The organism is Rhodanobacter denitrificans, from assembly GCF_000230695.2.
GTDB lineage: Bacteria > Pseudomonadota > Gammaproteobacteria > Xanthomonadales > Rhodanobacteraceae > Rhodanobacter > Rhodanobacter denitrificans.
Map to the genome: position 1 here is coordinate 1,217,083 of NC_020541.1, position 21,475 is coordinate 1,238,557.

15 protein-coding genes are annotated in these 21,475 nt (G+C 67.6%); 7 read left to right on the forward strand and 8 right to left on the reverse strand.

Going from position 1 to position 21,475, the window contains the following annotated elements; translation table 11 throughout:
• The first annotated feature begins 35 nt into the window (after positions 1-35).
• The 5 genes from R2APBS1_RS05425 (at position 36) to R2APBS1_RS05445 (ending at position 5,296) form a co-directional block, all read left to right on the forward strand.
• Positions 36-1,451, forward strand: coding sequence for a M20 family metallopeptidase (locus R2APBS1_RS05425; protein WP_007513300.1), 1,416 nt, complete (start codon positions 36-38; stop codon positions 1,449-1,451).
• Between the two features lie 100 nt (positions 1,452-1,551).
• The gene (locus R2APBS1_RS05430) at positions 1,552-2,286 is read left to right on the forward strand and encodes a YggS family pyridoxal phosphate-dependent enzyme (protein WP_007513298.1); all 735 of its coding nucleotides are present in this window, start codon (positions 1,552-1,554) and stop codon (positions 2,284-2,286) included.
• A gap of 182 nt (positions 2,287-2,468) precedes the next feature.
• Positions 2,469-3,158: a C40 family peptidase gene (locus R2APBS1_RS05435; RefSeq protein WP_007513296.1), complete on the forward strand. Its 690-nt coding sequence runs from the start codon at positions 2,469-2,471 to the stop codon at positions 3,156-3,158.
• Between the two features lie 139 nt (positions 3,159-3,297).
• Positions 3,298-3,915 carry a rhomboid family intramembrane serine protease gene (locus R2APBS1_RS05440; RefSeq protein ID WP_007513294.1) on the forward strand — a complete coding sequence of 206 codons (618 nt, stop codon included), beginning with the start codon at positions 3,298-3,300 and terminating at the stop codon, positions 3,913-3,915.
• Positions 3,916-3,940: 25 nt separating this feature from the next.
• The gene (locus R2APBS1_RS05445; RefSeq protein ID WP_015447150.1) at positions 3,941-5,296 is read left to right on the forward strand and encodes an amino acid permease; all 1,356 of its coding nucleotides are present in this window, start codon (positions 3,941-3,943) and stop codon (positions 5,294-5,296) included.
• Between the two features lie 47 nt (positions 5,297-5,343).
• On the opposite strand, the gene rapA is transcribed toward R2APBS1_RS05445, so the two are convergent.
• The 8 genes from rapA to R2APBS1_RS05485 form a co-directional block, all read right to left on the reverse strand.
• Entirely contained in the window at positions 5,344-8,184 is a 2,841-nt protein-coding gene (rapA, locus tag R2APBS1_RS05450; protein WP_015447151.1) for an RNA polymerase-associated protein RapA, read from the reverse strand.
• A 234-nt stretch (positions 8,185-8,418) separates the two neighbouring features.
• Complete coding sequence (locus tag R2APBS1_RS05455; RefSeq protein WP_015447152.1) at positions 8,419-10,542, reverse strand: M13 family metallopeptidase; 2,124 nt, start codon at positions 10,540-10,542, stop codon at positions 8,419-8,421.
• A gap of 120 nt (positions 10,543-10,662) precedes the next feature.
• Positions 10,663-12,474, reverse strand: a complete 1,812-nt coding sequence (locus R2APBS1_RS05460) for a M14 family metallopeptidase (protein ID WP_015447153.1) — start codon at positions 12,472-12,474, stop codon at positions 10,663-10,665.
• Between the two features lie 84 nt (positions 12,475-12,558).
• The gene (locus R2APBS1_RS05465) at positions 12,559-13,221 is read right to left on the reverse strand and encodes a DUF502 domain-containing protein (RefSeq protein ID WP_041676863.1); all 663 of its coding nucleotides are present in this window, start codon (positions 13,219-13,221) and stop codon (positions 12,559-12,561) included.
• A gap of 570 nt (positions 13,222-13,791) precedes the next feature.
• Positions 13,792-14,844 (reverse strand): nuclease-related domain-containing protein, encoded by a 1,053-nt coding sequence (locus tag R2APBS1_RS05470; protein WP_015447155.1) that lies wholly within the window; start codon positions 14,842-14,844, stop codon positions 13,792-13,794.
• Between the two features lie 63 nt (positions 14,845-14,907).
• The gene (locus R2APBS1_RS05475; protein ID WP_015447156.1) at positions 14,908-17,418 is read right to left on the reverse strand and encodes a DEAD/DEAH box helicase; all 2,511 of its coding nucleotides are present in this window, start codon (positions 17,416-17,418) and stop codon (positions 14,908-14,910) included.
• Between the two features lies 1 nt (position 17,419).
• A complete protein-coding gene (locus tag R2APBS1_RS05480; protein ID WP_085999891.1) occupies positions 17,420-19,105 on the reverse strand; it encodes a site-specific DNA-methyltransferase in 1,686 nt (561 codons plus the stop codon).
• A 647-nt stretch (positions 19,106-19,752) separates the two neighbouring features.
• Positions 19,753-20,340, reverse strand: a complete 588-nt coding sequence (locus R2APBS1_RS05485) for a ComF family protein (protein WP_007510375.1) — start codon at positions 20,338-20,340, stop codon at positions 19,753-19,755.
• 215 nt (positions 20,341-20,555) lie between these two features.
• Here R2APBS1_RS05485 and R2APBS1_RS05490 point away from each other — a divergent pair, with 215 nt between their 5' ends.
• A complete protein-coding gene (locus R2APBS1_RS05490) occupies positions 20,556-21,041 on the forward strand; it encodes a hypothetical protein (protein WP_015447158.1) in 486 nt (161 codons plus the stop codon).
• Between the two features lie 3 nt (positions 21,042-21,044).
• A complete protein-coding gene (locus tag R2APBS1_RS05495) occupies positions 21,045-21,437 on the forward strand; it encodes a hypothetical protein (protein ID WP_015447159.1) in 393 nt (130 codons plus the stop codon).
• The last annotated feature ends 38 nt before the right edge of the window (positions 21,438-21,475 follow it).

The following is a 21,475-nucleotide window of genomic DNA, read 5'->3' on the forward strand; positions in this document are numbered from 1 at the left end:
ACAATGCCGCTCTTGTCCGCCTGATGGAGTGAGCCATGGATACCGCCCGCCTTTCCCGCTACGTCAGCGGCCTGTGGGACGACGAGATCGTGCCGCAGCTGGTCGAATACATCCGTATTCCCAACAAGTCGCCGATGTTCGACAAGGACTGGGTGGCGCACGGCTACATGGATGCAGCGGTCAGGCTGATGGAAACCTGGGCGCGTTCCAAGCTGAGCCAACTGCCCGGCGCCACGCTTGAAGTGGTGCGGCTGGAAGGGCGCACGCCGCTCATCTATATCGAGGTGCCGGGCCAGGGCGACGACACCGTCATGCTGTACGGCCACCTGGACAAGCAGCCGGAGATGACCGGCTGGGCCGACGGCCTGGGCCCGTGGACGCCGGTGCTCAAGGGCGACAAGCTGTACGGCCGCGGCGGCGCCGACGACGGTTATGCGATCTTCGGCTCGCTGGCGGCCTTGCTGGCGCTGCATGAGCAGGGCGTCCCGCATGCGCGCTGCGTGGTGATGATCGAGGCTTGCGAGGAATCAGGCAGCTACGACCTGCCGTTCTATGTCGACCACCTGGCCGCGCGCATCGGCAGCCCGTCGCTGGTGGTGTGCCTGGATTCGGGCTGCGGCAACTACGACCAGCTGTGGCTGACCACGTCCTTGCGCGGCATGACCGGCGGCAACCTCAGCGTGCAGGTGCTGGAAGAGGGCGTGCATTCGGGCGACGCGTCCGGCGTGGTGCCGTCGAGCTTCCGCATCCTGCGCGAGCTGCTGTCGCGGCTGGAGGATCCGGAAACCGGCACGATCAAGCCGAAGGAGCTGTACGTCGAGATCCCGCCGCAGCGCATCGAGCAGGCGAAGCTCTCGGCCGAGGTGCTGGGCGAGGACATCTACAGCAAGTTCCCCTGGGCCGAGGGCATGCAGCCGGTCACGAAAGACCTGGCCGAGCTGGTGCTCAACCGCACCTGGCGCCCGCAGCTGGCGGTCACCGGCATCGGCGGCATCCCGCCGCTGGAAAGCGCCGGCAACGTGCTGCGCCCGTTCACCGCGGTGAAGCTGAGCCTGCGCGTGCCGCCCACGCTGAACGGCGCCAAGGCCGGCGAGTTCGTCAAGCAATTGCTGGAGAAGGACCCGCCGTATGGCGCCAAGGTCAGCTTCACGCTGGAGAAGGACGGCTCGGGCTGGAACGCGCCGGCGCTGTCGCCGTGGCTGGAGCGGGCGGTGGCCGACGCTTCGCAGAACTATTTCGGCGCACCGGTCGCCTGCATGGGCGAGGGCGGCAGCATTCCGTTCATGGGCATGCTGGGCGAGAAATTCCCCAAGGCGCAGTTCCTGATCACCGGCGTGCTCGGCCCGCACTCCAACGCGCACGGCCCGAACGAGTTCCTGCACATCCCCACCGGCAAGAAGGTCAGCATGGTGGTGGCCGAAGTGGTGGCGAAGCACTTCAAGCAAGGCTGAGGGCGAGGAGTGAGTAGTGAAGAGTGAGAGATAGCCGCCCGCTCCTCTCACTCCTCACTCCTCGTTTCTCACTCCTTGTTTTCCGCGCGGAGTCCGCAAGATGACCACCCCCTCCCACCTCGCCGCCAACTGGTCCGACATCCGCCGCCGGGTGGACGAGGCCTGCCGTGCCGCCGGCCGCGACCCGGCCGGGGTAGCCATCCTGCCGGTCAGCAAGACCTTCGGCCCGGAGCTGATCCGCGAGGGTGTGGCGCTGGGCATGCGCCGCTTCGGCGAGAACAAGGTGCAGGAGATCCGCGACAAGGCACCGCTGTTGGCCGACTGCGGCATCGCCTGGGTGATGATCGGCCACCTGCAGACCAACAAGGCGAAGGACGTGGCGCGGCTGGTCAGCGAGGTGCAGTCGCTGGACCGGCTGGAACTGGCCGAGGCGCTGGATCGCCGCCTGCAGCACGAGGGTCGCGCGATCGACGTGCTGGTGCAGGTGAAGACCTCCACCGAGCCCAGCAAATACGGACTGCTGCCTGAACAGCTGGCCAGCTTCCTGGACACCCTGCGCGGCTACGCCACCTTGCGCGTGCGCGGCCTGATGACCCTGGCGATCCACTCCACCGACCCGGTCGAAGTGCGCGGCTGCTTCCGCCGGCTGCGCGAACTGCGCGACCGGGCCATCGCGCAAGGCCATGACATCCCGCGGCTTTCCATGGGCATGAGCGGCGACTTTCCGCTCGCGATCGCGGAAGGGGCGACCGAGGTGCGGATCGGTACGGCGATCTTCGGCAGCCGGCCGTATCCGGACGCGTATTACTGGCCGGAACCGACAGCGAAGCCATAATTCAAGATGAATCAATGGCTTGGACGGAATGTGCGCGGTGTCGCCGTTTTTTGAAACGACAGGGTTCAGTTAACCTCGATCCAACATCTGGGCGTCCCCTTCTTGTTAAGTTCACCACTTCGTCACGTCGTCGGCTTCTGCCGGGCGGCCAATCCTGTGAACAACAAGGGATTTTTCCCGGCATGCCCATCAAGCCACTGACCGCCGCCGCCGCGCTCGTCTTCGTGTTGCTGGCATCCGGCCCGCTTCAAGCCAAGAGCCTCCCCGCTTCACCCGCCACCGGCAGCACGCCGGCCGCCACCCTCGATTCGCCCCTGCCGGTCCAGCTGCCGATCCTCGACCCGGCGACCGCGCTGGCGCGGTCGGTGCTCCCGGACGCCGCCTCGCTGCAGGCGCCGGCACAGCCGCTAGCCGATGCCGCGGACGAGCAGGACGCCGCCACGGCGGCGGCCAGCGCGAACATCACCGACCTGCGCAAGTCGCTGATCGCGATGGCGATGAAGCTGCGCGACACGCGCTACGTGCGGGGCGGTCGCGACCCGTCCACCGGTTTCGATTGCAGCGGCTTCGTCCGCTACGTGTTTGCCCACGCGGTCGGCATGCAGCTGCCGCGCAACTCCGCGTCGCAGTTCCTGGCCGGGCTCAAGGTCAATCGTGCCGACATGCAGCCGGGCGACCTGGTGTTCTTCCGCACGCATGGCAAGCGGCGCATTTCGCACGTGGGCATCTACATCTCGAATGGTCGCTTCATCCACTCGCCGGCCAGCGGCAAGTCGGTGGAGATCTCCAGCCTCAACGAGGGGTACTGGGCCAAGCGCTTCGCCGGCGCCAAGCGCCCGGAAGCGATGGCGCAGGTGGTCGACAAGGGCTGAACCTTGCCGGCGCCGGTGCCTCGCCAGGCCGCCGCAAGGCGGCTTTTTGCTGACCGCGGCGGATGAACCATCGCCGCCGGGCGCGGTCTGCCGGCGGTTGCGCCGTTATGCTGCTCCCTGATTCCACGGAAACCGCCCGATGCCTCTGGACCTGCCGCCTGTCACCCGCAACCTGCTGATTGCCAACGTGGCGGTGTTCTTCCTGCAGTTCGTGGCGGGCCAGTTCCTGCTGCTGCACTTCGCGCTGTGGCCGCTCGGCTCCGGCCTGTTCGAGGTATGGCAGATCGTCACCAGCGCGTTCATGCATGGCGGCGTCACCCACATCATGTTCAACATGCTCGCGCTGTACATGTTCGGCGGCACCATCGAGCGCACCTTTGGCGCGCGCGAGTTCACCGTCTACTACTTCGTCTGCGCGATCGTCGCCTCGCTGCTGCAGCTGGCGGTGCTGTGGTTCTTCCCACCGGCCCAGTACGGCCCCACGCTGGGTGCGTCCGGCGCGATCTTCGGCCTGCTGCTGGCGTTCGGCATGCTGTATCCGCACGAGAAGGTCATGCTGATCTTCCTGCCGATCCCGATGCCGGCGTGGTTGTTCGTGATCCTCTACGCCGCCGCCGAGCTGACCATGGGCGTGACCGGGATCGAGCCGGGCGTGGCCCACTTCGCCCATCTCGGCGGCATGCTCGGCGGCCTGGTGCTGATCCAGTACTGGCGCGGGCGGCTGCCGTGGAAACCAAGGCGCCGCCTGCTACGCTGAGCGCTTCCACGCCACGAATGCACCCATGACCCAGACCCTGCAGCGCCAGCTTACCCCGCGCCACATCACCTTCATGGCACTGGGCATGTGCATCGGCGCCGGTCTGTTCCTCGGCTCGGCCAGCACCATCCAGCTGGCCGGGCCGTCGCTGTTGTTCGCCTACCTGTTTGGCGGCACGATGATCTTCATCATCATGCGCGCGCTGGGCGAGATGGCCGCGCACGAGCCGATCGCCGGCTCGTTCAGCGCCTACGCGCACAAGTACCTCGGCCCGTTCGCCGGCTACCTCACCGGCTGGAACTACTGGATCCTGATGATGGGCGTGGGCATCGCCGAGAGCACGGCGGTCGGCATCTACATGAAGGCGTGGTTTCCGGCATCGCCGCAGTGGATCTGGGCGTTCGCCAGCGTGGCGATGATCGGCGGCCTGAACCTGATGGCGGTGAAGGTCTACGGCGAGCTGGAGTTCTGGTTCGCGCTGATCAAGGTGCTCACGGTGGTGGCGATGATCGCCGGCGGCTGCGCGATGATCTGGCTGGGCTGGGGCAACGGCGGCAAGCCGATCGGCCTCAGCAATCTGTGGACGCACGGCGGCTGGTTCCCGAACGGCATCACCGGCATGGTGCTGGCGTTGCCGGTGCTGGTGTTCTCCTTCGGCGGCATCGAGACCATCGGCATGGCTGCCGCCGAGGCGGCGCAGCCGGAGCGCACCATTCCGCGTGCGGTGAACTCGGTGATCTGGCGCATCCTGATCTTCTACATCGGCTCGCTGTTCGTGATCATGGCGATCTACCCGTGGAACGCACTGGGCACGCAGGGCAGTCCGTTCGTCACCACGTTCGCCAGGCTGGGCATTCCGCAGGCGGCGGGGCTGATCAACTTCGTGGTGATCACCGCGGCGCTGTCCAGCTTCAACTCAACGATGTTCAGCGGCAGCCGCATGCTGCACAGCCTGGCCACGAAGGGGCAGGCGCCGATGGCGATGGGGCGGCTGAGTGCGCAGGGCGTGCCGGTGCGCGGGGTGCTGGTGACGCTGGTGTTCCTGCTGTTCGGCGTACTGATGAACTACCTGGTGCCGGGGCGCATCTTCGGCATGATGATGTCGATCCTCGCCTTCAACACGGTGTGGACCTGGGGCATGGTGCTGGTGGCGCACTGGCGCTTCCGCCGCCAGCAGCCGGTGCCGCTGGCCTTCCGGTTGCGCTGGTTTCCGCTGAGCAGCGTGGTCTGCCTGGCGTTTCTGGCGTTCGTGCTGGTGATGCTCGGCTACAGCGCGGACACCCGCGTGGCACTGTACGTGGGCGTGATCTGGCTGGCGCTGCTGACGGTGGGCTACCGCGTGGGCGGCATCGAGCAGCGCATGCGCATGGCGTCGGCTTGAGCTGAGGGGTGCCGCGGCCTTCTCCGCACACCGGGGCGGGGTGGGCCTCAGCGCAACGCCAGGAAGTCCGCGCTGACCACGAAACGCACCGCATCCAGCCGCAGCCGCGATTGCGGCAGCGCGGCCAGCAGGGCGGCGCGCTCGGCGGCGATGGCGGCGATCTCCGCTTCGCTGACCGACGGGTTCACCGCACGCAGCGCCAGCAGGCGCGAGAGCTCGGCGTCCAGCGCCGCGGTGGCCAGCGCCACCGCCTCGTCGATGCGCGCCTGGCCGCGCGTGCCGGCCAGCGCCTCGGCGCGCTCCAGCATCGGCGGCACCAGCTTGGCCAGGAACTTGCGGTAGCGCGGTACCTCGATGTTGCGGTCGCCGGCCTTGCGCAGCGCGACCTCGCTGGGTGCGAAGTCGGCGCGCTCGGCCAGCCGGGTGTCGACGGTGACCGCGATCGGCAGCACCGGCAGGAAACGTTCGGCGTCGAGTTTCCGCTCGGCCACGCATTCGAGCAGGAACACCGCCTGCAGCAGCGCGGTGCGCGGCGGCAGCACGTCGTCGACCATGAAGGCGGCGTTGCCCTGTTCGCCCGACAGGGCCAGGTCCAGCGCGCCGGCGACCAGCGGGTGGTCCAGCCGCAGCAGCGGCAGTTCCTCGCGCGCCAGCGCCACCTCGCGCGCGAAGGTCACCGACTGCGGACCCTCGGCGAAGCCGGGCAGGGCGTCGGTGGACAGGTATTGCGGGTCGAGCAGCAGCACCTGGCCGCCGAGTTCCTCGGCGTGGATGCCGAACGCCTCCAGCAGGCGCTGCACGAAGGCGTCGCGGCCGGGGTCGCGGTCTTCGCGGGCGAACGCCTGCTGCAGCTCGTCGGCGTGCAGGTCGCGGCTGGCGGCCAGCTCCAGCAGGCGGTCGCGGCCACCGCGGATCAGCGCGGCCATCTGCTCGTGGCTGGCGCGGGTCTCGGCCAGCAGCGCGTCCAGTTCCTGGTCGCGGTTGTCGTCGCCGCGCGCATGCTCGTCGGCCAGCCGGGTCAGCGGCTCGCCGTAGCGGCGCAGCAGCTCGCGGCCGTCGGCCGGGCTCGAGCGGAACGCGTCGACGCCCTCGTCGTACCAGCGCGCCAGCACGTGCTGGGCGCTGTCGGCCACGGCCAGGATGTGGATCGCGATGTCGTGCTGCTGGCCGATGCGGTCGAGCCGGCCGATGCGCTGTTCGAGCAGGTCCGGGTCCAACGGCAGATCCCACAGCACCAGCCGGTGCGCGAACTGGAAGTTGCGCCCTTCCGAGCCGATCTCCGAGCACAGCAGCAAGCGTGCGCCGTCGGGCTGGGCGAAATACGCGGCGTTGCGGTCGCGCTGCACGATGCCGAGGCCTTCGTGGAAACGCGCCACGCCGACGCCACTCCTGGTGCGCAGCGCTTCCTCCAGCGCCAGCACCTTGGCCTGGCTGCGGCAGATCAGCAGGAACTTGTCCTGCGGGTGGGCATCGAGCAGGGTGACCAGCGCATCCAGGCGCGGGTCGGCGGCGTAATCGACCTCGATCAGCGCGGGCGGCTGCTGGATGTCGGCGTGGAATTCGGCCAGCAGCGCCTGGCGTGCGCTGTCGTCGAGCGTCGTCATCGGCAGCAGGTGCCATTCGGGCCGGCGCTGCGGGAAGCCGCCGACGCCGGCGCGGTTGTTGCGGAACATCGCGCGGCCGGTGCCATGGCGGTCGATCAGCGCGGCCAGCAGTTCGCGCGCGTTGTCCGCTTTGGTCGGGTCGGCCAGCCGGGCGGTGAGCGCCTGGTCGCCATGGAAGGCCTCGGCCAGCGCGGCGCGCTGCGCGTCGTCCAGCGGCTGGCCGTCCTGCAGGCGGTCGGCGATCTTCGACAGCGCCAGGTAGCTGTCCGCTTCGGCCAGATAGCCGTCCAGGTCGTGGTAGCGCTGGGGGTCGAGCAGGCGCAGGCGGGCGAAGTGGCCGCTGCGGCCGAGCTGTTCCGGGGTGGCGGTGAGCAGGACCACGCCGGGAATCGCCGCGGCCAGTTGCTCCACCATCGTGTAGCGCGGGCTGGCCGCTTCCGGCGACCACGCCAGGTGATGCGCCTCGTCCACCACCAGCAGGTCCCACGGCGCGTCCAGCAGCTGCCGCGCGTACTTCGGCGAAACTTCCAGGAAGCCGAAGTCGGCGATCACCAGTTGCTCGTCCTCGAACGGGTTGTCGGCGTCGCCGGATTGTTCCAGTGCTTCGCAGCGTTCCTCGTCGTAGATCGCGAAGCTGAGGTTGAAGCGGCGCAGCATCTCCACGAACCACTGATACACCAGCGTGTCGGGCAGCAGCAGCAGCACGCGCGAAGCACGACCGGCGGCGAGCTGGCGCGCGATGATCATGCCCGCCTCGATGGTCTTGCCCAGTCCGACCTCGTCGGCCAGCAGCACTCGCGGCGGGCGACGGGCAGCGGCGATGCCGGCCACGCGCAGCTGGTGCGGTACCAGTCCGATCCGCGCGGCGCCCAGCCCCCACATCGGCGAACGGCGTGCCTCGGCACGTCGCTTCAGCCCTTCCAGACGCAGCTCGAACTGCGCCACCGCGTCGGTGCGCCCGCCTATCAGGCGGTCGTCGGCCTGGCTCACGCTCTGCTCGTCGTCGAGCTGGCCCTCGTGCAGTTCGCGGCCTTCGCCGCGGTAGATCAGCAGCTCGTCCTTGATCTCGACGCGCTCGACCAGGAACGCAATGCCCTTGCCGGCGACGCGCTGGCCGGCGCGGAACTCGGCGCGCAGCAGCGGCGCCGAATCGACCGCATACGGGCGCAGCACCCCGGCCTTGGCGAACAGCACCTGTACGCCGCGTCCCTCGACGCGCAGCACGGTGCCGAGGCCTAGCTCGGGTTCGGCGGAGGAGATCCAGCGTTGACCAGGGACGAACATGGGGCGACCGTGCGGCATCAAGGGCCGCCGATTATCCGCTCCACGGCCCGCGCTGGGAACCGCCGCGGCGCGGCCGCGCGCGGTTTCGGGGTGCCGCGCGGCGGCCAGCCGTCGGCATCGGTGCCGCCTGGCCCCGGCATGCGCAGGCGACGGAAAGAAAAACGCCGCGCAGTGGCGCGGCGTTTCCGGGCTGGCGAGCTGGCCGCCACGGCGGATGCCGTGGCGGCCGCGGACTCACCAGATCTTCACTTGCTTGTCGTCGGCACGCACCATGGCGTCGCCCGGCTTGCACTGGAACGCACTGGCGAAGGTCGGCATGTTCGACGGCGCGCCCATCGCGCGGAACTTCATCGGCGAGTGCGGATCGGCGTTCAGATAGACCATCTGCGCCTTCTCGCGGATGTCGCCGCGCCACACGCGGGCCCAGTTGAGGAAGAAGCGCTGGTCCTCGCTGTAGCCCTCGATCTTCTTGCCGGCTTCGGCCGGGTTCTTCTTCAGCGCGGTCTGCAGCGCGTCATAGGCGATGTTCAGGCCGCCCAGGTCGGCGATGTTCTCGCCCAGGGTCAGCGTGCCGTTGACGTGCAGTTCGGGGTGATCGGTCAGCGGCGCGTAGGCGTTGAACTGGTCGACCAGCTTGCCGGTGCGCGCCTCGAACTGCTTCTTGTCGGCGTCGCTCCACCAGTTGACGTTGTTGCCGTCGCCGTCGAACTGGCTGCCCTGGTCGTCGAAGCCGTGGCTGGCTTCGTGGCCGATCACCGCGCCGATGCCGCCGTAGTTGATCGCGTCGTCGGCCTTGGCGTCGAAGAACGGCGGCTGCAGGATCGCGGCCGGGAAGTTGATCGTGTTGTCGGTCGGGTTGTAGTAGGCGTTGACCGTCTGCGGGGTCATGCCCCATTCCTTGCGGTCGGTCGGCTTGCCGATCTTGGCGATGTCGTACTCGTAGTTGAACTTGCTGGCCGCCTGCATGTTGGCGTAGTAGCCGTCCTTGCTGATGCTCAGGCCGTCCCAGCTGCGCCAGGTTTCCGGATAGCCGATCTTGGGCAGGAACTTGGACCACTTGTCCAGCGCCTTGGCCTTGGTCTCCTCGCTCATCCAGTCCAGGTTCTGGATGCGCGTCTTCAGCGCGTCGCGCACGTTGGTGACCAGCTCTTCCGCGCGGGCCTTGGCCTCGGGGGTGAAGTACTTGGCCACGTAAAGCTGGCCCAGCGCCTGGCCCATCGCGCCGTTGACCGCGTTCAGCGAACGCTTCCACTGCGGCTGCTGTTCCGGCTGGCCGCGCAGGGTCTTGCCGTAGAAATCGAACTGCGCGTCCACGAACGGCTCGGACAGGGCGGTGGCGGCGTTGGAGATGGTGTGCGCCTTCAGGTAGGCCTTCCATTCGTCCATCGGCGCGCTGGCGACCAGCTTGTCGAATTCGGCGAAGAACTTCGGCTGCGACAGCGAGAAGCCCTTCTCGACGGTGACGCCCTGCCCAGTGAAGAACGCATTCCAGTCGAAGTGCGGGGTGACCTTGTTCGCCTCGGCGACGGTCGCGAAGTGGTACTGGTTCTCCGGCTTGCGCATTTCCACCCGCGGGATGGAGTGCTGCGCCAGGTCGGTCTCGAACTTCATCGCCAGCGCGGCCTGCTTGCTTGCGTCGGCGGCGCTGCTGCCGGTCATCTCGAACAGCTTGGCCAGGTACTTGACGTAGCTGTCGCGGATGTCCTTGTACTTCGCGTCGGTGTAGTAATCGGTGGTGGGCAGGCCCAGCCCGCTCTGCTCGGTGTAGGCGATCTGCACCTTGGCGTCCTTGTAGTCGGCGCCCGAGCCGAAGGCGAACACCGCGCCGTCACCCTTGGCGAAGGACTGGCTCAGCCATGCCGGCAGGTCCTTGTTCGACTTCAGCGCGTCGATGCCGGCGAGGTCGGCCTTGATCGGATCGAAGCCGGCCTTGTTGCGCGCGTCCATGTCCATGCTGGCGTGGTACAGCCAGCCGATCTTCTGCTCGATCGAACCGGCCTTGGCGCTGTCGGCGTTCTTTACCGCGTCGTCCACCAGCTGGTGCTGGTCGGCCAGGCTCTTCTCGTGCAGCAGGCTGAAGGCGCCCCACACGGTCTGGTCGGCCGGGATCGGGTTGGCCTTGACCCACTTGGCGTTGACGAAGCCGTTGAAGTCCTGGCACGCCTGCGCGCCGTCGCCCAGCTCGCTGACATCGAAGATGCTCTTGCCGAGGTCGGCGGCGGCGGTGGTGCCGGCGGCGGCCGGCGCGGTGCTGGCCGGAGCCGGCGCGTTGCTGGCTGCCTCGTGCTTGCCGCAGGCGGTCAACGCCAGGCTGACGGCCAGCGCCAGCGCCAGCGGCTTCAGAAACTGCTTGGTCATGGATATCCCTCTGTGAATGGTGGGTGGTGTCATCAGGCCGCGTCGTCGGGTCCCCCCCTCGCAACGCGGACGTGGCCGTTCACGCTAGGTCAAACGTCATGGGTGGCACAGTGTCAAAGGTCAGGGGTGCCGCGGCGCCGGGGTGGGGGCCAGCGGCGCCAGTTGCCGCCGTTGCGCGGCATCCAGGCGCAGCACCGGGTAGGCACCCACAGCTTGCGCGGCGTACCACGGCGAACGTTCGAAGAAGAACGCCAGCCGCGCGCGCGAGTCGGCGGCGAAGGCGGGGTCGTCGTGCAGCTTCTGCGCGAACGCGGCCTTGAGCGCCGGGTCCCGCGCCAGCATGTCGCGCGCCAGCTGTTCGACCACGCGCGGCTCGCCGTATTCCTTGGCCTCGAACACCGCGTCCAGAAAGCCCCAGCGCAGCAGCGAGTCCGGCGCCTGCGGCTCCAGCAGCTCGATCGCCACGTTCGCCGCACGCTGGTCCAGCGGCACGATCGCCGAGCCGGCCGGCAGGGTCACCTCGCGCGGCACCGCGCGCAGGCGGAAGTCGCGCAGCATCAGGTGGCCCTCGAACGGCTTGCTCGCCCACACCGGATCGTCCAGCTGGTAGCCCTCGGCGCGGATCGTCAGCGGGCGGTCGGTACGGCGGTAGGCGATGCCGTGCGCGTCGAGCCGCTCGATCACCGCCGTCCACGGCGCCGGCACCGCATAGGCGGCCGGCGGCGCGATCGAGACGTCCGGCAGCAGGCCGTTCCAGTTGTCGATGGTGTAGCGCTTCGGCGTGCGCGGGTCGTAGCGGATCCACTCGCTGCCGGAAATGTCGCTGTGGCTCAGCGTGAAGGCGTAACCCTTCAGCTCGAACCTCGTCGGTTGCGGATCGGGCTCGAAACTCAGCGCCACCCGCGCGTTCGCGTCATGGGCGCGGGCGATGGTGTCGGCATCCGCCTTCGCGGTGGCGGCGAGCAGGGCGGCCGGGTGCGCGCCGACCTGTTCCAGCAGCAGCTCGACCAGGTCGTACACGGCGCGCACGCGGTTCGCGTAGGGCTTCAGCATGTGCGTCTCGATCAGCAGCGCGGGGCGGTTCTGCAGCGCGGCGTAGCCGGTGGAGAAGCGCGGGCCGGAACCGAAATTGATGATGCCCTTGCGTGGGTCGCGGCCGTCCTTGAACTCCAGGTAGATCGAGGCGAGGTGGCCGCGCTTCTCGTACGCCGGCATCACGTGCTTGACGATGGCGTCGCGCTGCCACGCGCTCAGCGCGGGGTCGAGCTTGTGCGGGTCTTCGGTGTACCAGGTGAGGTCGTACTGGTAGTCGGCGCCGTCGGTGGTGTGCACGTCGATCAGGAAGTCCGGCAGCCAGCGCTGCCACAGCTTCAGCCATGCGCGCATTTCCGGCGCGTCGGCCTTCACGTAGTCGCGGTTGAGGTTGAGGTACTGCGCCTGGCCGCGGAAGCCCATGCGCTCCGGGCCATTCTGGTTGATGCGGTGGTACGGCGAGGCATTCTCGTGGCCGTCCACGCTGAACACCGGGATGTACACCAGCACCACCTGGTCGAGCAGGTGCGGGACCTTGCCGGTGACCGCGATATCGCGCAGCAGCATCAGCCCGGCGTCCTTGCCCTCGATCTCGCCGGGGTGGATGCCGGCCTGCAGCAGCACGACGGGTTTGTGCGCGGCGCGCGCGGCGGCCGGATCGAAGGTGCCGTCGGCGCTGGCGATCACCACCGTCATCGGTCGCCCTTGCGGCGTGCTGCCGAAGGTCTCCAGCCGGATCACGCTCGGCGCCGCCCGCTGCAGCCGCTGCAGGTACGCGAGCGTGTCGGCATAGCTCGGCGTGGTGCGGAACTGCGCGGCCTCGGCCGGGGTGGTCCAGTCGGCGGCGTTTGCCGTAAAGGCGGCGAGCCCGAGCAGGGCAGACAACAGCAATCGGTGCATGGCGAGTCTCGGCTTGCTGCAGGAGCGCGCTTGCGCGCGAAGCTTTCCGGGGGTCGACGAAGAGCATCGTGCGCGAGCGCGCCCCTACGGGTTTTCGGCAGGCAGGCGGGGCGAGGCAGGCAGCGTGTCCGGCGCCACCGCGCCGCCGGAAATGATGAACGCCATCGCCTGGTCCATGGTCCAGTCGGTTGGCGTGAGCTCGTCCAGCGGCACCACCTCCAGATAGCCGCCGGTGGGGTTCGGCGTAGTCGGGATGAACACCGCCGCCATCTCGCGGCCGCTGCCCTCCTCGATCATCACCCGGGTGACGAAGCCGACCACCTTCATGCCGCGACGCGGAAACTCCACCAGCACCACGCGCTGCACGCCGGATGGCTTGTTCTGCAGCACCGCCATCAGCTTCTTGGTACCGCCGTAAATCGTCTGCACCAACGGAATGCGCGCCAGCAGGGCGTCGAAGCCATTGAGGAAACGCTGGCCGATCACCCGGTTCGCCACGAAGCCAAGCAGGTACAGCGCGACCAGGGTGATCAGCAGCGCCAGGATGAAAACCAGCCATTCCACCTTGAGCGATTCGGCCGTATGCGGCGCCACCAGCGCCAGGCCGTTCAGCAGCCCGGCCACCAGCGGTGCGCCGATGCCGGCCAGCAGCCCCAGCACGAACTTGAACACCAGCCAGGTCACCCACAGCGGCAGGAAGGTGAGCAGGCCGGTCAGCAGGTAGCGTTTGAAGCGCAGGCGGGGCATGAAGTGGTCCGTGGCGGTGGGATCGTCCGCATTGTAGGCGAGGGCGGTTGTGCTGCGCCCGGGCACGAGGTTCCAGCGCAGCGTCACCTTCCCACAGTCGTCATTCCGGTCGAAGGCCCGCCCGCTGCAGCACCCTTCCACACCCGTCATGCCTGCGAAGGCAGGCATCGCACTTCATCCATCATGTCTGCGGCGGAGCCTGCAGGCAGAGCAAGAGCTTTCGTGCGCCTGCGGCGCCCGAGTTACTTTCTCTTTGCGTGCTCAAAGAGAAAGTAACCAAAGAGAAAGAGCACCCCGCTTGGCGCTTGCCGGACTCCTGTCCGGCAAGTCCGTGAGCCGGGGCCGGGCTTTTCGAGCGGGCATCGTGCCCGCGCGAAAAGGCGAGTCCATCCATGGACTCGCCCGCTGCGCGGCCTGTCGTCCCCAACTCACCGCCGCACAGGGGCCCCGGGTAGAGCAGCGGGCCATCCTGGCCCGCACTCGGTGCGCCACCGCTGCGCGGTGGCGAGAGCGGAAGAGCAAGATCTGGCGGCTGACTTGCAGACAAGCTCCTGTTACGGGGGCGCTACTTCAGAGGTTGATGAAATAGATCTCCGAGGTGTTGCATTCAGCGCACTCGCGATAGAACTGGTTGCCTGCTTTTCGAAGACGTGGCTTATGCCCTGCCTGGCAGGTGAACTTGATCGCGGTGTTTACGCTGCATTTCGCACATTGGAAGTAGTACCCGTATTTGCCGTATTGGATGCTGCCGTTGATGCCTTGGCAGTCCTTGCAGCGTGGACCAATGCTGGAGGACAGCGTCACCGGTGCCGCGCTGACGACGTTGTGGTGCGTCGTTGCCGGAAGTTCGGCAACTTTTGCGAAAGGAGCGGGTTTGGCCGAAGGTGTCCCGACTGAATTTGCCGCCATCGACGGGGGGCGTATCGGCTGGGAAGGTCGGTGCAGCTTGGCCAATTGCCGCGCAACATCGCGCACCGTATCCGCAGACACAATTTTCGCGACGGTCTTCGCTATGCCGACGAAGCCATTCTCGTTGTCGATGTCGCGTGAGATTCGCTCGCGCAGTTGATCGGCTTTGATCACTCGGCTGGCGTCAAACTTTTTGGGTCGGTCAATACGTGCGGTCGGCGACACCAGCACCAGCGATTGAAAGGCGAGTTGGATACGTATGCCCAAGCGGGTAGGCAGATCTATCGCCTTCATCGCATCGCGCAGTACGGCGATATGCCGGTCGTTCTGCTCCAGCGGCGATGGCATCCCCTCGAAGGTGTGCTTGAAGCCGTTCCAGCGCATGAACTCGCCGTCCTCGGTGATCTTGACGCCGTCGCGAAAGTGCTTTGTCTCCAGCACATAGCACTCCATCCAGCGGTTGATCAGCAGATGGTCGATTTGCGCCACGCGGCCGTCGTACTCGATGCGAAGGTCATGGATCACCGTCCAGTTGGTCGATGACCCGAAATGGAAATCGATCAGGTAAGCCGACTCGGTCTCGCCCTTCATGCCTGCGCGGCGGATCGCGAGCTCCTTCTTTGCATGTATCGCCGCGTCCCCGCGGCCCGTCATGGTCAACCGTTCAAGTTCTGCCAGTTCTTCGCTGTGGTCGTCGGCTTTCTTGATCAACATGGGGTTTTACCCTCCTTGGCGGCTTGGGGTGGCCGCGTGCGTGCGCACGGGGCCTCAGATTATTCACACATACCGCAGCCGCTCCACCGCAAACGCGCCGTCGGTGTCGAGCCTCTCGCCCAGCTTGCGCAGGTGGTTGAAGGTGGCTTGCCCGCGTTCGCGGCCGACCATGAAGACCGGGCCGTAGTCGGTGTGGCGGGCGGTGGCTTTTTCCACTTCTTCGGTCTTGCCCCAGAACTGGTTGCCTTTGACTTCCAGCAGGGCGATGCCGCCGGGCGTTTCGCGCTCGGCCAGGCTCACCACGAAGTCGGGATAGAAGCCGTCGCCGTCGTCCCAGCGGTACAGGCCCAGCGCGTCGGGGTATCGGTAGTCCGAAGCGTTGCGGTGCCACCAGCGCACCAGCGGGCTGTCGTCCAGCAGCCGGGCCACGGCCTGCTCGTCGTCGTTCAGGCCCGCAGGCATCACGCCGTACAGCGCGCGTCGCGCGCTGGGCAGGCGCAAATCACTTTGCAGTTCGGCCCGCAGCGGCGCGTCCACGTCGACGACCTGATCGTGTCGCGCGCGCTTGTAGGCGGCGGCCAGCAAGGTCGGGTGGCGCACCAGCACGAAGTCCAGTTGCTGCATCAGGGTCTCGTCGTCGGCCGGTGCCTCGGCACCGGCCAGTTCGATCGCGCGGCGGAAGCGCTCCAGCAAGCGCAGATGCAACTCGCGGTCGTTGGACTCCTTCAGCCGCAGCCGGATCTGCTCGGCGCGTTCGGCCACGGCTTCGGGGGCGAGGTCGGCAAACAGATCCTTGCCGTCGTCGCCGACGTGGTTGCCCTGGAACAGATCGCGCTCGTCGCGGCTGACCCGCTCGCGCGTGCGGGTGCGGCTGTTCAGCACCTCGCCGCTGAAGTCCACGAAGTCGACCAGCCGCGCCTCGAAGTCGGACGGCGCCGGCGGCAGCCGTTCGCTGCGCAGCACGCTCGGGGCATCCGGCCGGCGCGGGTAGCGGTGCACGCTGGCGCGGGCCAGGGTCAGCAGCGGCCGCTGCGCATCCGGCGTCGCCGCCGGGGCGGTGCCGGCGACGCCGGCCAGTTGCAGCAGGTCGTGCGCTGCCGGCACCCACAGTTCGCGTTCGCCGCCGGCCACGTCGCCGCCGGTGGCGTCGGCGTTTTGTACCGATCCTTCCGGCGTCGGCGCGGCCTGCGTCTGCACGCCCTGCGGCGACACCAGCAGCGCCAGCGGCTCGCCGCTGCGCGCCACCTGCACCTGCGCCGTGTCGCCGATCACCGTGATGACGGTCTGCGTGCCTGTCTCAGGTGCGTGCGTGGTCAGCGCGTTGATCTGCGCGCCAGCGTCGAGCAGGCCTTCCTGCGACTCGGCGTTGGCGAGGAACACGTAGCCCTGGCTCAGCATCTCCGGCAGGTCGTCGCGTTCCTGCAGCAGCGCGTGCCGGCGCACGATGCGGCCGATCACCTGCACGCCGAACGCCTTGTCGCGCGCACCGCGCAGCGCGGCGAGGGTGAACGCACGCGGCGCATCGAAGCCCAGCGCCACCGCCATCTTGAAGATCAGCACCTCGACGGTCGGGTCGCTGGCCAGCGCGATCAGGTCCGGGTCGGGTTCCGCGGCAGTGTGCACGCGCACGGCGCTGTCGGCAAAGCCGAGCACGTCGACCAGGTAGCGATGCGCGTCCTTCTGTGCCTGCGCGCCGTCGGGCACCTGCACCAGCATCAGCGGCGTCAGCGCGATGCCGGCCGTGCGCAGCGTGTGGTGGATGTGCCGGTGCATCGCCGCGCATTCGCGCAGCGCCAGGTGCTCGAAGTCGATCAGCTGCGCCGCGTCGCCGTCGCGCGCCAGGAAGCGCACGATGCGCACGCCGCGCTTGAGCAGGCCCGCTTCCACGGCGGCGTGACGGCTCACCGAGGCCCAGTCGGCCGGCTCGCCGATGCGGTAGCCGGTGTCGCGCTCGAACGCCAGCGCGTCCGCATCGCGCGGGGTGGCGGTCATCATCAGCGTGTAGTCCGGCTTCAGCACCTCGCTGAAGAAGGCGCGCGCCTGCGCGGCCTTGTGGAAACCGTGGTGCGCCTCGTCCACCACGCAGCCGATGCGCACGCCATCCAAGCGTGCCTGCACGATCAGCGCATCCAGCGATTGGCCGTCGTCGCCCTTGCTGCGCGCGCGCCGGCTGTCCGCGTTGCGCGCGGCCACCGAGCCCCAGGTGGTGACGAACACGCCGCCGCCGTCCACCGCGCCCAGCCGGCGGTCGCTGTCCAGATCGAGCAGGCGCAGCGACGGCGCGTGTGCGGCGATCACCGCGCGCGACTGCTCCACCAGCCCGGCGAACGGCGCAAACCAGAACCACAGTACGCGGCGCTCGCGGCTGAAACGCGCCAGCGCCTCGATCGCGATGATCGTCTTGCCGGCGCCGGTCGGTGCCTGCAGCACCACCGCGCCGTCGCGCTGGCGTACTTCGTCCACCACGGCGCTGTCGCCCAGGCGCGGGTCGTCGTACAGCGTGCGCACGTTGTCGAAGCGGGCCACGATGCCCGCGCACACTTCTTCCTGGAAGGGTTTGAGATTCAACGGCATGTCAGCGTCCAAAGCGTGCGCGCAAGGCTTGCGGAATGGGTTGCCAGTCGGCGTCCGGCGCCAGTTCGCGCACGCGCTCGGGTGACCAGCAGTAGATGGTGGGGCGGGCTTTTATTGAAGAGTGCGGCGACGGATCGCCGCCTTTTGACGTTTGCGCGTGGGGATGCGCGCACGGGTATGCCGCCAGCCAGTCGCGCAGGTGCGCGACGTGCGCCTCGCGGAAGTCGGCCAGATAGGCCAGCGCGCCGTCGGCGGCAAAGCCGGCGTTGGGCCACGGCGACAGCGCGTGATCGTGCAGCAACTGCAGCGCGTGCCATACCTCGGCGTGCTCCAGCTTCACGCTCAGCCGGTGCGGCGCGATGCGCCGCGCGCGCAGGTAGGCGAAGCTGCCGCCCAGGCCCGCCACTGCTTCGCCCTTGCTGTTGGTGTAGCCGCCCATCACCCGGCGCACGCGCTCGGCGCAGACGTCGCGGCACAGGTTCTTGTCTGGCTGCTCGTCGGTGGCCTCGGTGCTGGAGACCAGGATGAAGCGTCGCTCGCCGCCGTCTTCGGCGTTGAGCTTGGCCACCGCCTGCGCCAGCGTGCCGGAGCCGGCGAAGAAGTCGAGGGTGGTGTCGCCCGGATTGCTGGCGATGCGCAGGATGCGTTCCATCAACTGCACCGGCTTGGGGGTGGAGAACACCTCGCCGGACGACTCGAAACGCAGCACGTCGAGGAGCTGCTTCTTGGCATCCTGCGTATGACCCACTTCACCGTAGGTCCAAAGCGTTTGCGGGACGACGCCTTGTTTCACTTCGGAGAGGAAGCGTTTGATGGCTGGCACGTTGTTGCCGTCCTTGCCCCACCAGATGCGAGCGTCTGCATCCAATTCCGCAAACTTCTCCTTTGAAGCACGCCAATACATTCCGGACGGTGGGCTTTCAATCACACGGCCGGAAGGGCAGGTGATTCCGTATGTCCCGGCTCCATAAAAATTGCGTGCTGATAGATCGCTAGGTTTCCATGGCCCTCGCGGATCGTTGTCGGGGTTCTTGTATGCGCGGTTCTGTCCCTCGCTCCGTGGTACGGGATTGGGATGCCAGTTTGCGCGGCTCTTTGCGTACACGACGATGTATTCGTGATCGTCGGAGAAATGCTGCGCAGTGTTCTTGGGCGAATACACCTTCTGCCAGATCACATTGGCGATGAAGTTCCCCTCGCCAAACACCTCATCCATCAGCATCCCCAGCCGGAACAGCTCGTTGTCGTCGATGCTGACGAAGATCACGCCGTCGTCGGCGAGCAGGTCCTTGGCCAGGCGCAGGCGCTTGTACATGAACTCCAGCCACAGCGAGTGGCGGAAGCGGTGGCTCTTGTCGACGAAGCGGTCGTTGTAGACGAAGTCGCGGTTGCCGGTGTTGTACGGCGGGTCGATGTAGATGCAGCGGATCTTGCCGGCGTGGCTCATGCGCAGGGCGCGCAGGGCGTCGTAGTTGTCGCCCTCGATGATCAGGTTGCGCCAGGGCGCGTCGCCGTGGCTGAGCGCAGAGTCGAGGTCCAGCGCCACGTAGTCATCGTTGATCGCGGTGTCGGGGTCGATGTCATCCCTTTCCCACACCAGGCCGAGTTGACGCTCGGTGTCGCGACGGGTCAGCAGGCGTACCAGCGCGTCCTTGCCCAGGTGGTCATAGCGGGATGGCTGCGGCATCGCGCCGGGTTGGTTCGATGCCTTCGTTTTGTCTGGCGTCGCGGGTGACGGTGTTGGAGCCTCGACGCGATGTTCGGCGGCCTGCTCGGCCACGCGCGAGGTGAACAGGCCATGCTGCGGGTCACTGGAACCTGGCTGCCATTCCTCGGGAGTGGCGCGGTCGCGCAGGTCGGCACGCAACCCGTCGCTACAGCCGGACAGAAATGTTTCCCAGTCATGTGCCGATTTCAGGGTGGTCGGTGCGGCGGAGCCATGGATCAGCACGGCGGCCTTGCCGGCGCGCACAAGGCGCAGGACGTTCAGCACGGTGCCGGGGCTCTTGCCATCCCAGATCATCAGACCGAAGTCGGCAGCCTGGGCCATTTCGCGATCCTTGGCGGCATAGAACTGGAAGCCCTTGGCGGTCTTCGGCGGCGTGACGACCTGCAGGTTCCACTGCCCGAGGTTGTTGCGCGGGCGAGGCCCTGAGCAGTACACCGTGACCTTGCGGTAATCCGCTTCATGCAGGAACTTCTGCACCGCCCGGTCGGCACCGTTGGCGTCACCGACGACCACGTCATGGCCCTTGCTCATGACGTTGTCCAGCCGTTCCCTGACCTGACTGGACAGGTGCGACACGTGGCGCGAGCCACCGATGAAAATGGTGCTCAATGGTGACTCCGTGTGCGGGTGATGGTGAGCACGCTGACGCTCATTGCCTGACCAGCTTGCAACAGCACGTCCGTAATGGCGTTCAAGGTCGAACCCGAGCGGAACAGGTCGTCGAACAGCAGCACTCGCTTGCGCGCCGTGTGTCGGGCATCCACGGTGTAGAGCCCGTTCAGCAACTGCGCACGCTGGGTCGGATCTTCGACGCCCTTGAGCTGGGCGGGTGCCCGCGTGGTGCCAACACAGTCGATCACCGGCAGGCCGACAGCGGCTCCGATGCCGTGCGCCAGCAGGATGACTGGCTGCAGGGCGCGTGGCGTGGAAGGCGGGACAGGAATGATCACGTCGAATTTCGACCGGTATGGCTTCAGGTAGTTGGCAGCCGTAGTGATGATAGCTTGCGCAGCGCTGCGATCCTGCCGGTACTTGAGCCGGTACAGGAGTTCGGCGATTTCCGGCCGGCTGGTATCAAATTGCATGTGGCCCTGTGCGTTGGGGCCAATCGGTGTGCTGCGGGTCGTATGGAAATCAAGAGCCATGCCGGCCAGCCACTTGCCGGTGATTTTCTGCGGGTTGATCGCGATCATGGAAGCCCTCCTAGCCTGGGTGAACGCGATTCGATTGTATCCATCCGGGTTCCGCGCGGTTGCCCGTGGATTTGTGTGTGCGGAATCGCGGCAAGACCGATCCCCCGCCTCAGCCATCGCCTACATCACATCGCGCCCCAAGCCCGCAGCGGCCGGTTGCTAACCTCCTTCGCGCCGCCAATCGGGCGGCGTGAATCACGACAAGGAGTGTTTCCATGTCCAGCGACAATCGTATTTCGGCGGTGCTTTCGGATGAGGACGTGACGGCGGTGCAGGGTGCGCTGGCGGCGGCCCGCGCGGTGCTGCCGTTCCTGGTGACGCTGTCGGCGCAGGAGCGGCAGGCCTTGCCGCGGCTGGGGCCGAAGTCGGTGGGGTTCGACGAGAAGTGCGTGACCTACATGACGAACCGGGCGCAGTTCGTGCCGGGCTTCGTGGACCTGGCCGAGGTGCAGAAGGATCGCGCCCTGCGCAGCCAGCTGCTGCGTTTCGCGGCGGAGCTGCAGACGCTGGCCGCCAGCGTGGATGACACGCTGCAGCTGGTGGCCAGCGAGGTGTGGATGGCCGACCTGGCCTACTACCAGAGCGTGCGCGAGGCGGCCCACCGCGGCCGTGACGGCGCGCAGGACGTGTACGACGACCTGCGCCAGCGCTTCCCCGGCCCGCGCGCCAACCGTGCCGTGCCGGAACCGGCGGCGGCCTGAGTCGTGAACCCCGGCGGGGCGGTCGCCGACCGCGCCGCCGGGACTTTGCCGGTCGACACGGACCTGCGCTACCGCAGTCTCGCGGTTCGCCACCCCGGCGCCGCGCTTCGCCACCGCCCCGTCGACTTTCCGAACCTCCCCGCCGGCCTGGGGCACGTCCCCGTCGAGGTTCGGAACCTCTCCGTCGAGCTTCGCGACCTCCTCGCCGGGGTTCCGAACCTCCCCGCCGGCCTGGGGCACGTCCCCGTCGAGGTTCGGAACCTCTCCGTCGAGCTTCGCGACCTCCTCGCCGGGGTTCCGTACCTCCCGCCCGACCTGTGGAGCCTCCCGGTCGGGGTTCGCCATGTCCTCGCCGACCTTCGGAACCGCACCCGTTTCCCCATCGGTGTCCTGTGATTTTTTTCCGTACCCTGCGAATCATGGGATGAACCGCG

Bases quoted from the DNA above. Each gene is read 5' to 3' on its own strand.
- R2APBS1_RS05485 (WP_007510375.1), bottom strand. From the start codon at position 20,340: ATGATCGCGATCAACCCGCAGAAAATCACCGGCAAGTGGCTGGCCGGC.
- R2APBS1_RS05470 (WP_015447155.1), bottom strand. From the start codon at position 14,844: ATGTTGATCAAGAAAGCCGACGACCACAGCGAAGAACTGGCAGAACTT.
- R2APBS1_RS05430 (WP_007513298.1), top strand. From the start codon at position 1,552: ATGACCACCCCCTCCCACCTCGCCGCCAACTGGTCCGACATCCGCCGC.
- rapA (WP_015447151.1), bottom strand. From the start codon at position 8,184: ATGTTCGTCCCTGGTCAACGCTGGATCTCCTCCGCCGAACCCGAGCTA.
- R2APBS1_RS05490 (WP_015447158.1), top strand. From the start codon at position 20,556: ATGTCCAGCGACAATCGTATTTCGGCGGTGCTTTCGGATGAGGACGTG.
- R2APBS1_RS05445 (WP_015447150.1), top strand. From the start codon at position 3,941: ATGACCCAGACCCTGCAGCGCCAGCTTACCCCGCGCCACATCACCTTC.
- R2APBS1_RS05455 (WP_015447152.1), bottom strand. From the start codon at position 10,542: ATGACCAAGCAGTTTCTGAAGCCGCTGGCGCTGGCGCTGGCCGTCAGC.
- R2APBS1_RS05480 (WP_085999891.1), bottom strand. From the start codon at position 19,105: ATGCCGCAGCCATCCCGCTATGACCACCTGGGCAAGGACGCGCTGGTA.
- R2APBS1_RS05460 (WP_015447153.1), bottom strand. From the start codon at position 12,474: ATGCACCGATTGCTGTTGTCTGCCCTGCTCGGGCTCGCCGCCTTTACG.
- R2APBS1_RS05440 (WP_007513294.1), top strand. From the start codon at position 3,298: ATGCCTCTGGACCTGCCGCCTGTCACCCGCAACCTGCTGATTGCCAAC.
- R2APBS1_RS05475 (WP_015447156.1), bottom strand. From the start codon at position 17,418: ATGCCGTTGAATCTCAAACCCTTCCAGGAAGAAGTGTGCGCGGGCATC.
- R2APBS1_RS05465 (WP_041676863.1), bottom strand. From the start codon at position 13,221: ATGCCCCGCCTGCGCTTCAAACGCTACCTGCTGACCGGCCTGCTCACC.
- R2APBS1_RS05425 (WP_007513300.1), top strand. From the start codon at position 36: ATGGATACCGCCCGCCTTTCCCGCTACGTCAGCGGCCTGTGGGACGAC.
- R2APBS1_RS05435 (WP_007513296.1), top strand. From the start codon at position 2,469: ATGCCCATCAAGCCACTGACCGCCGCCGCCGCGCTCGTCTTCGTGTTG.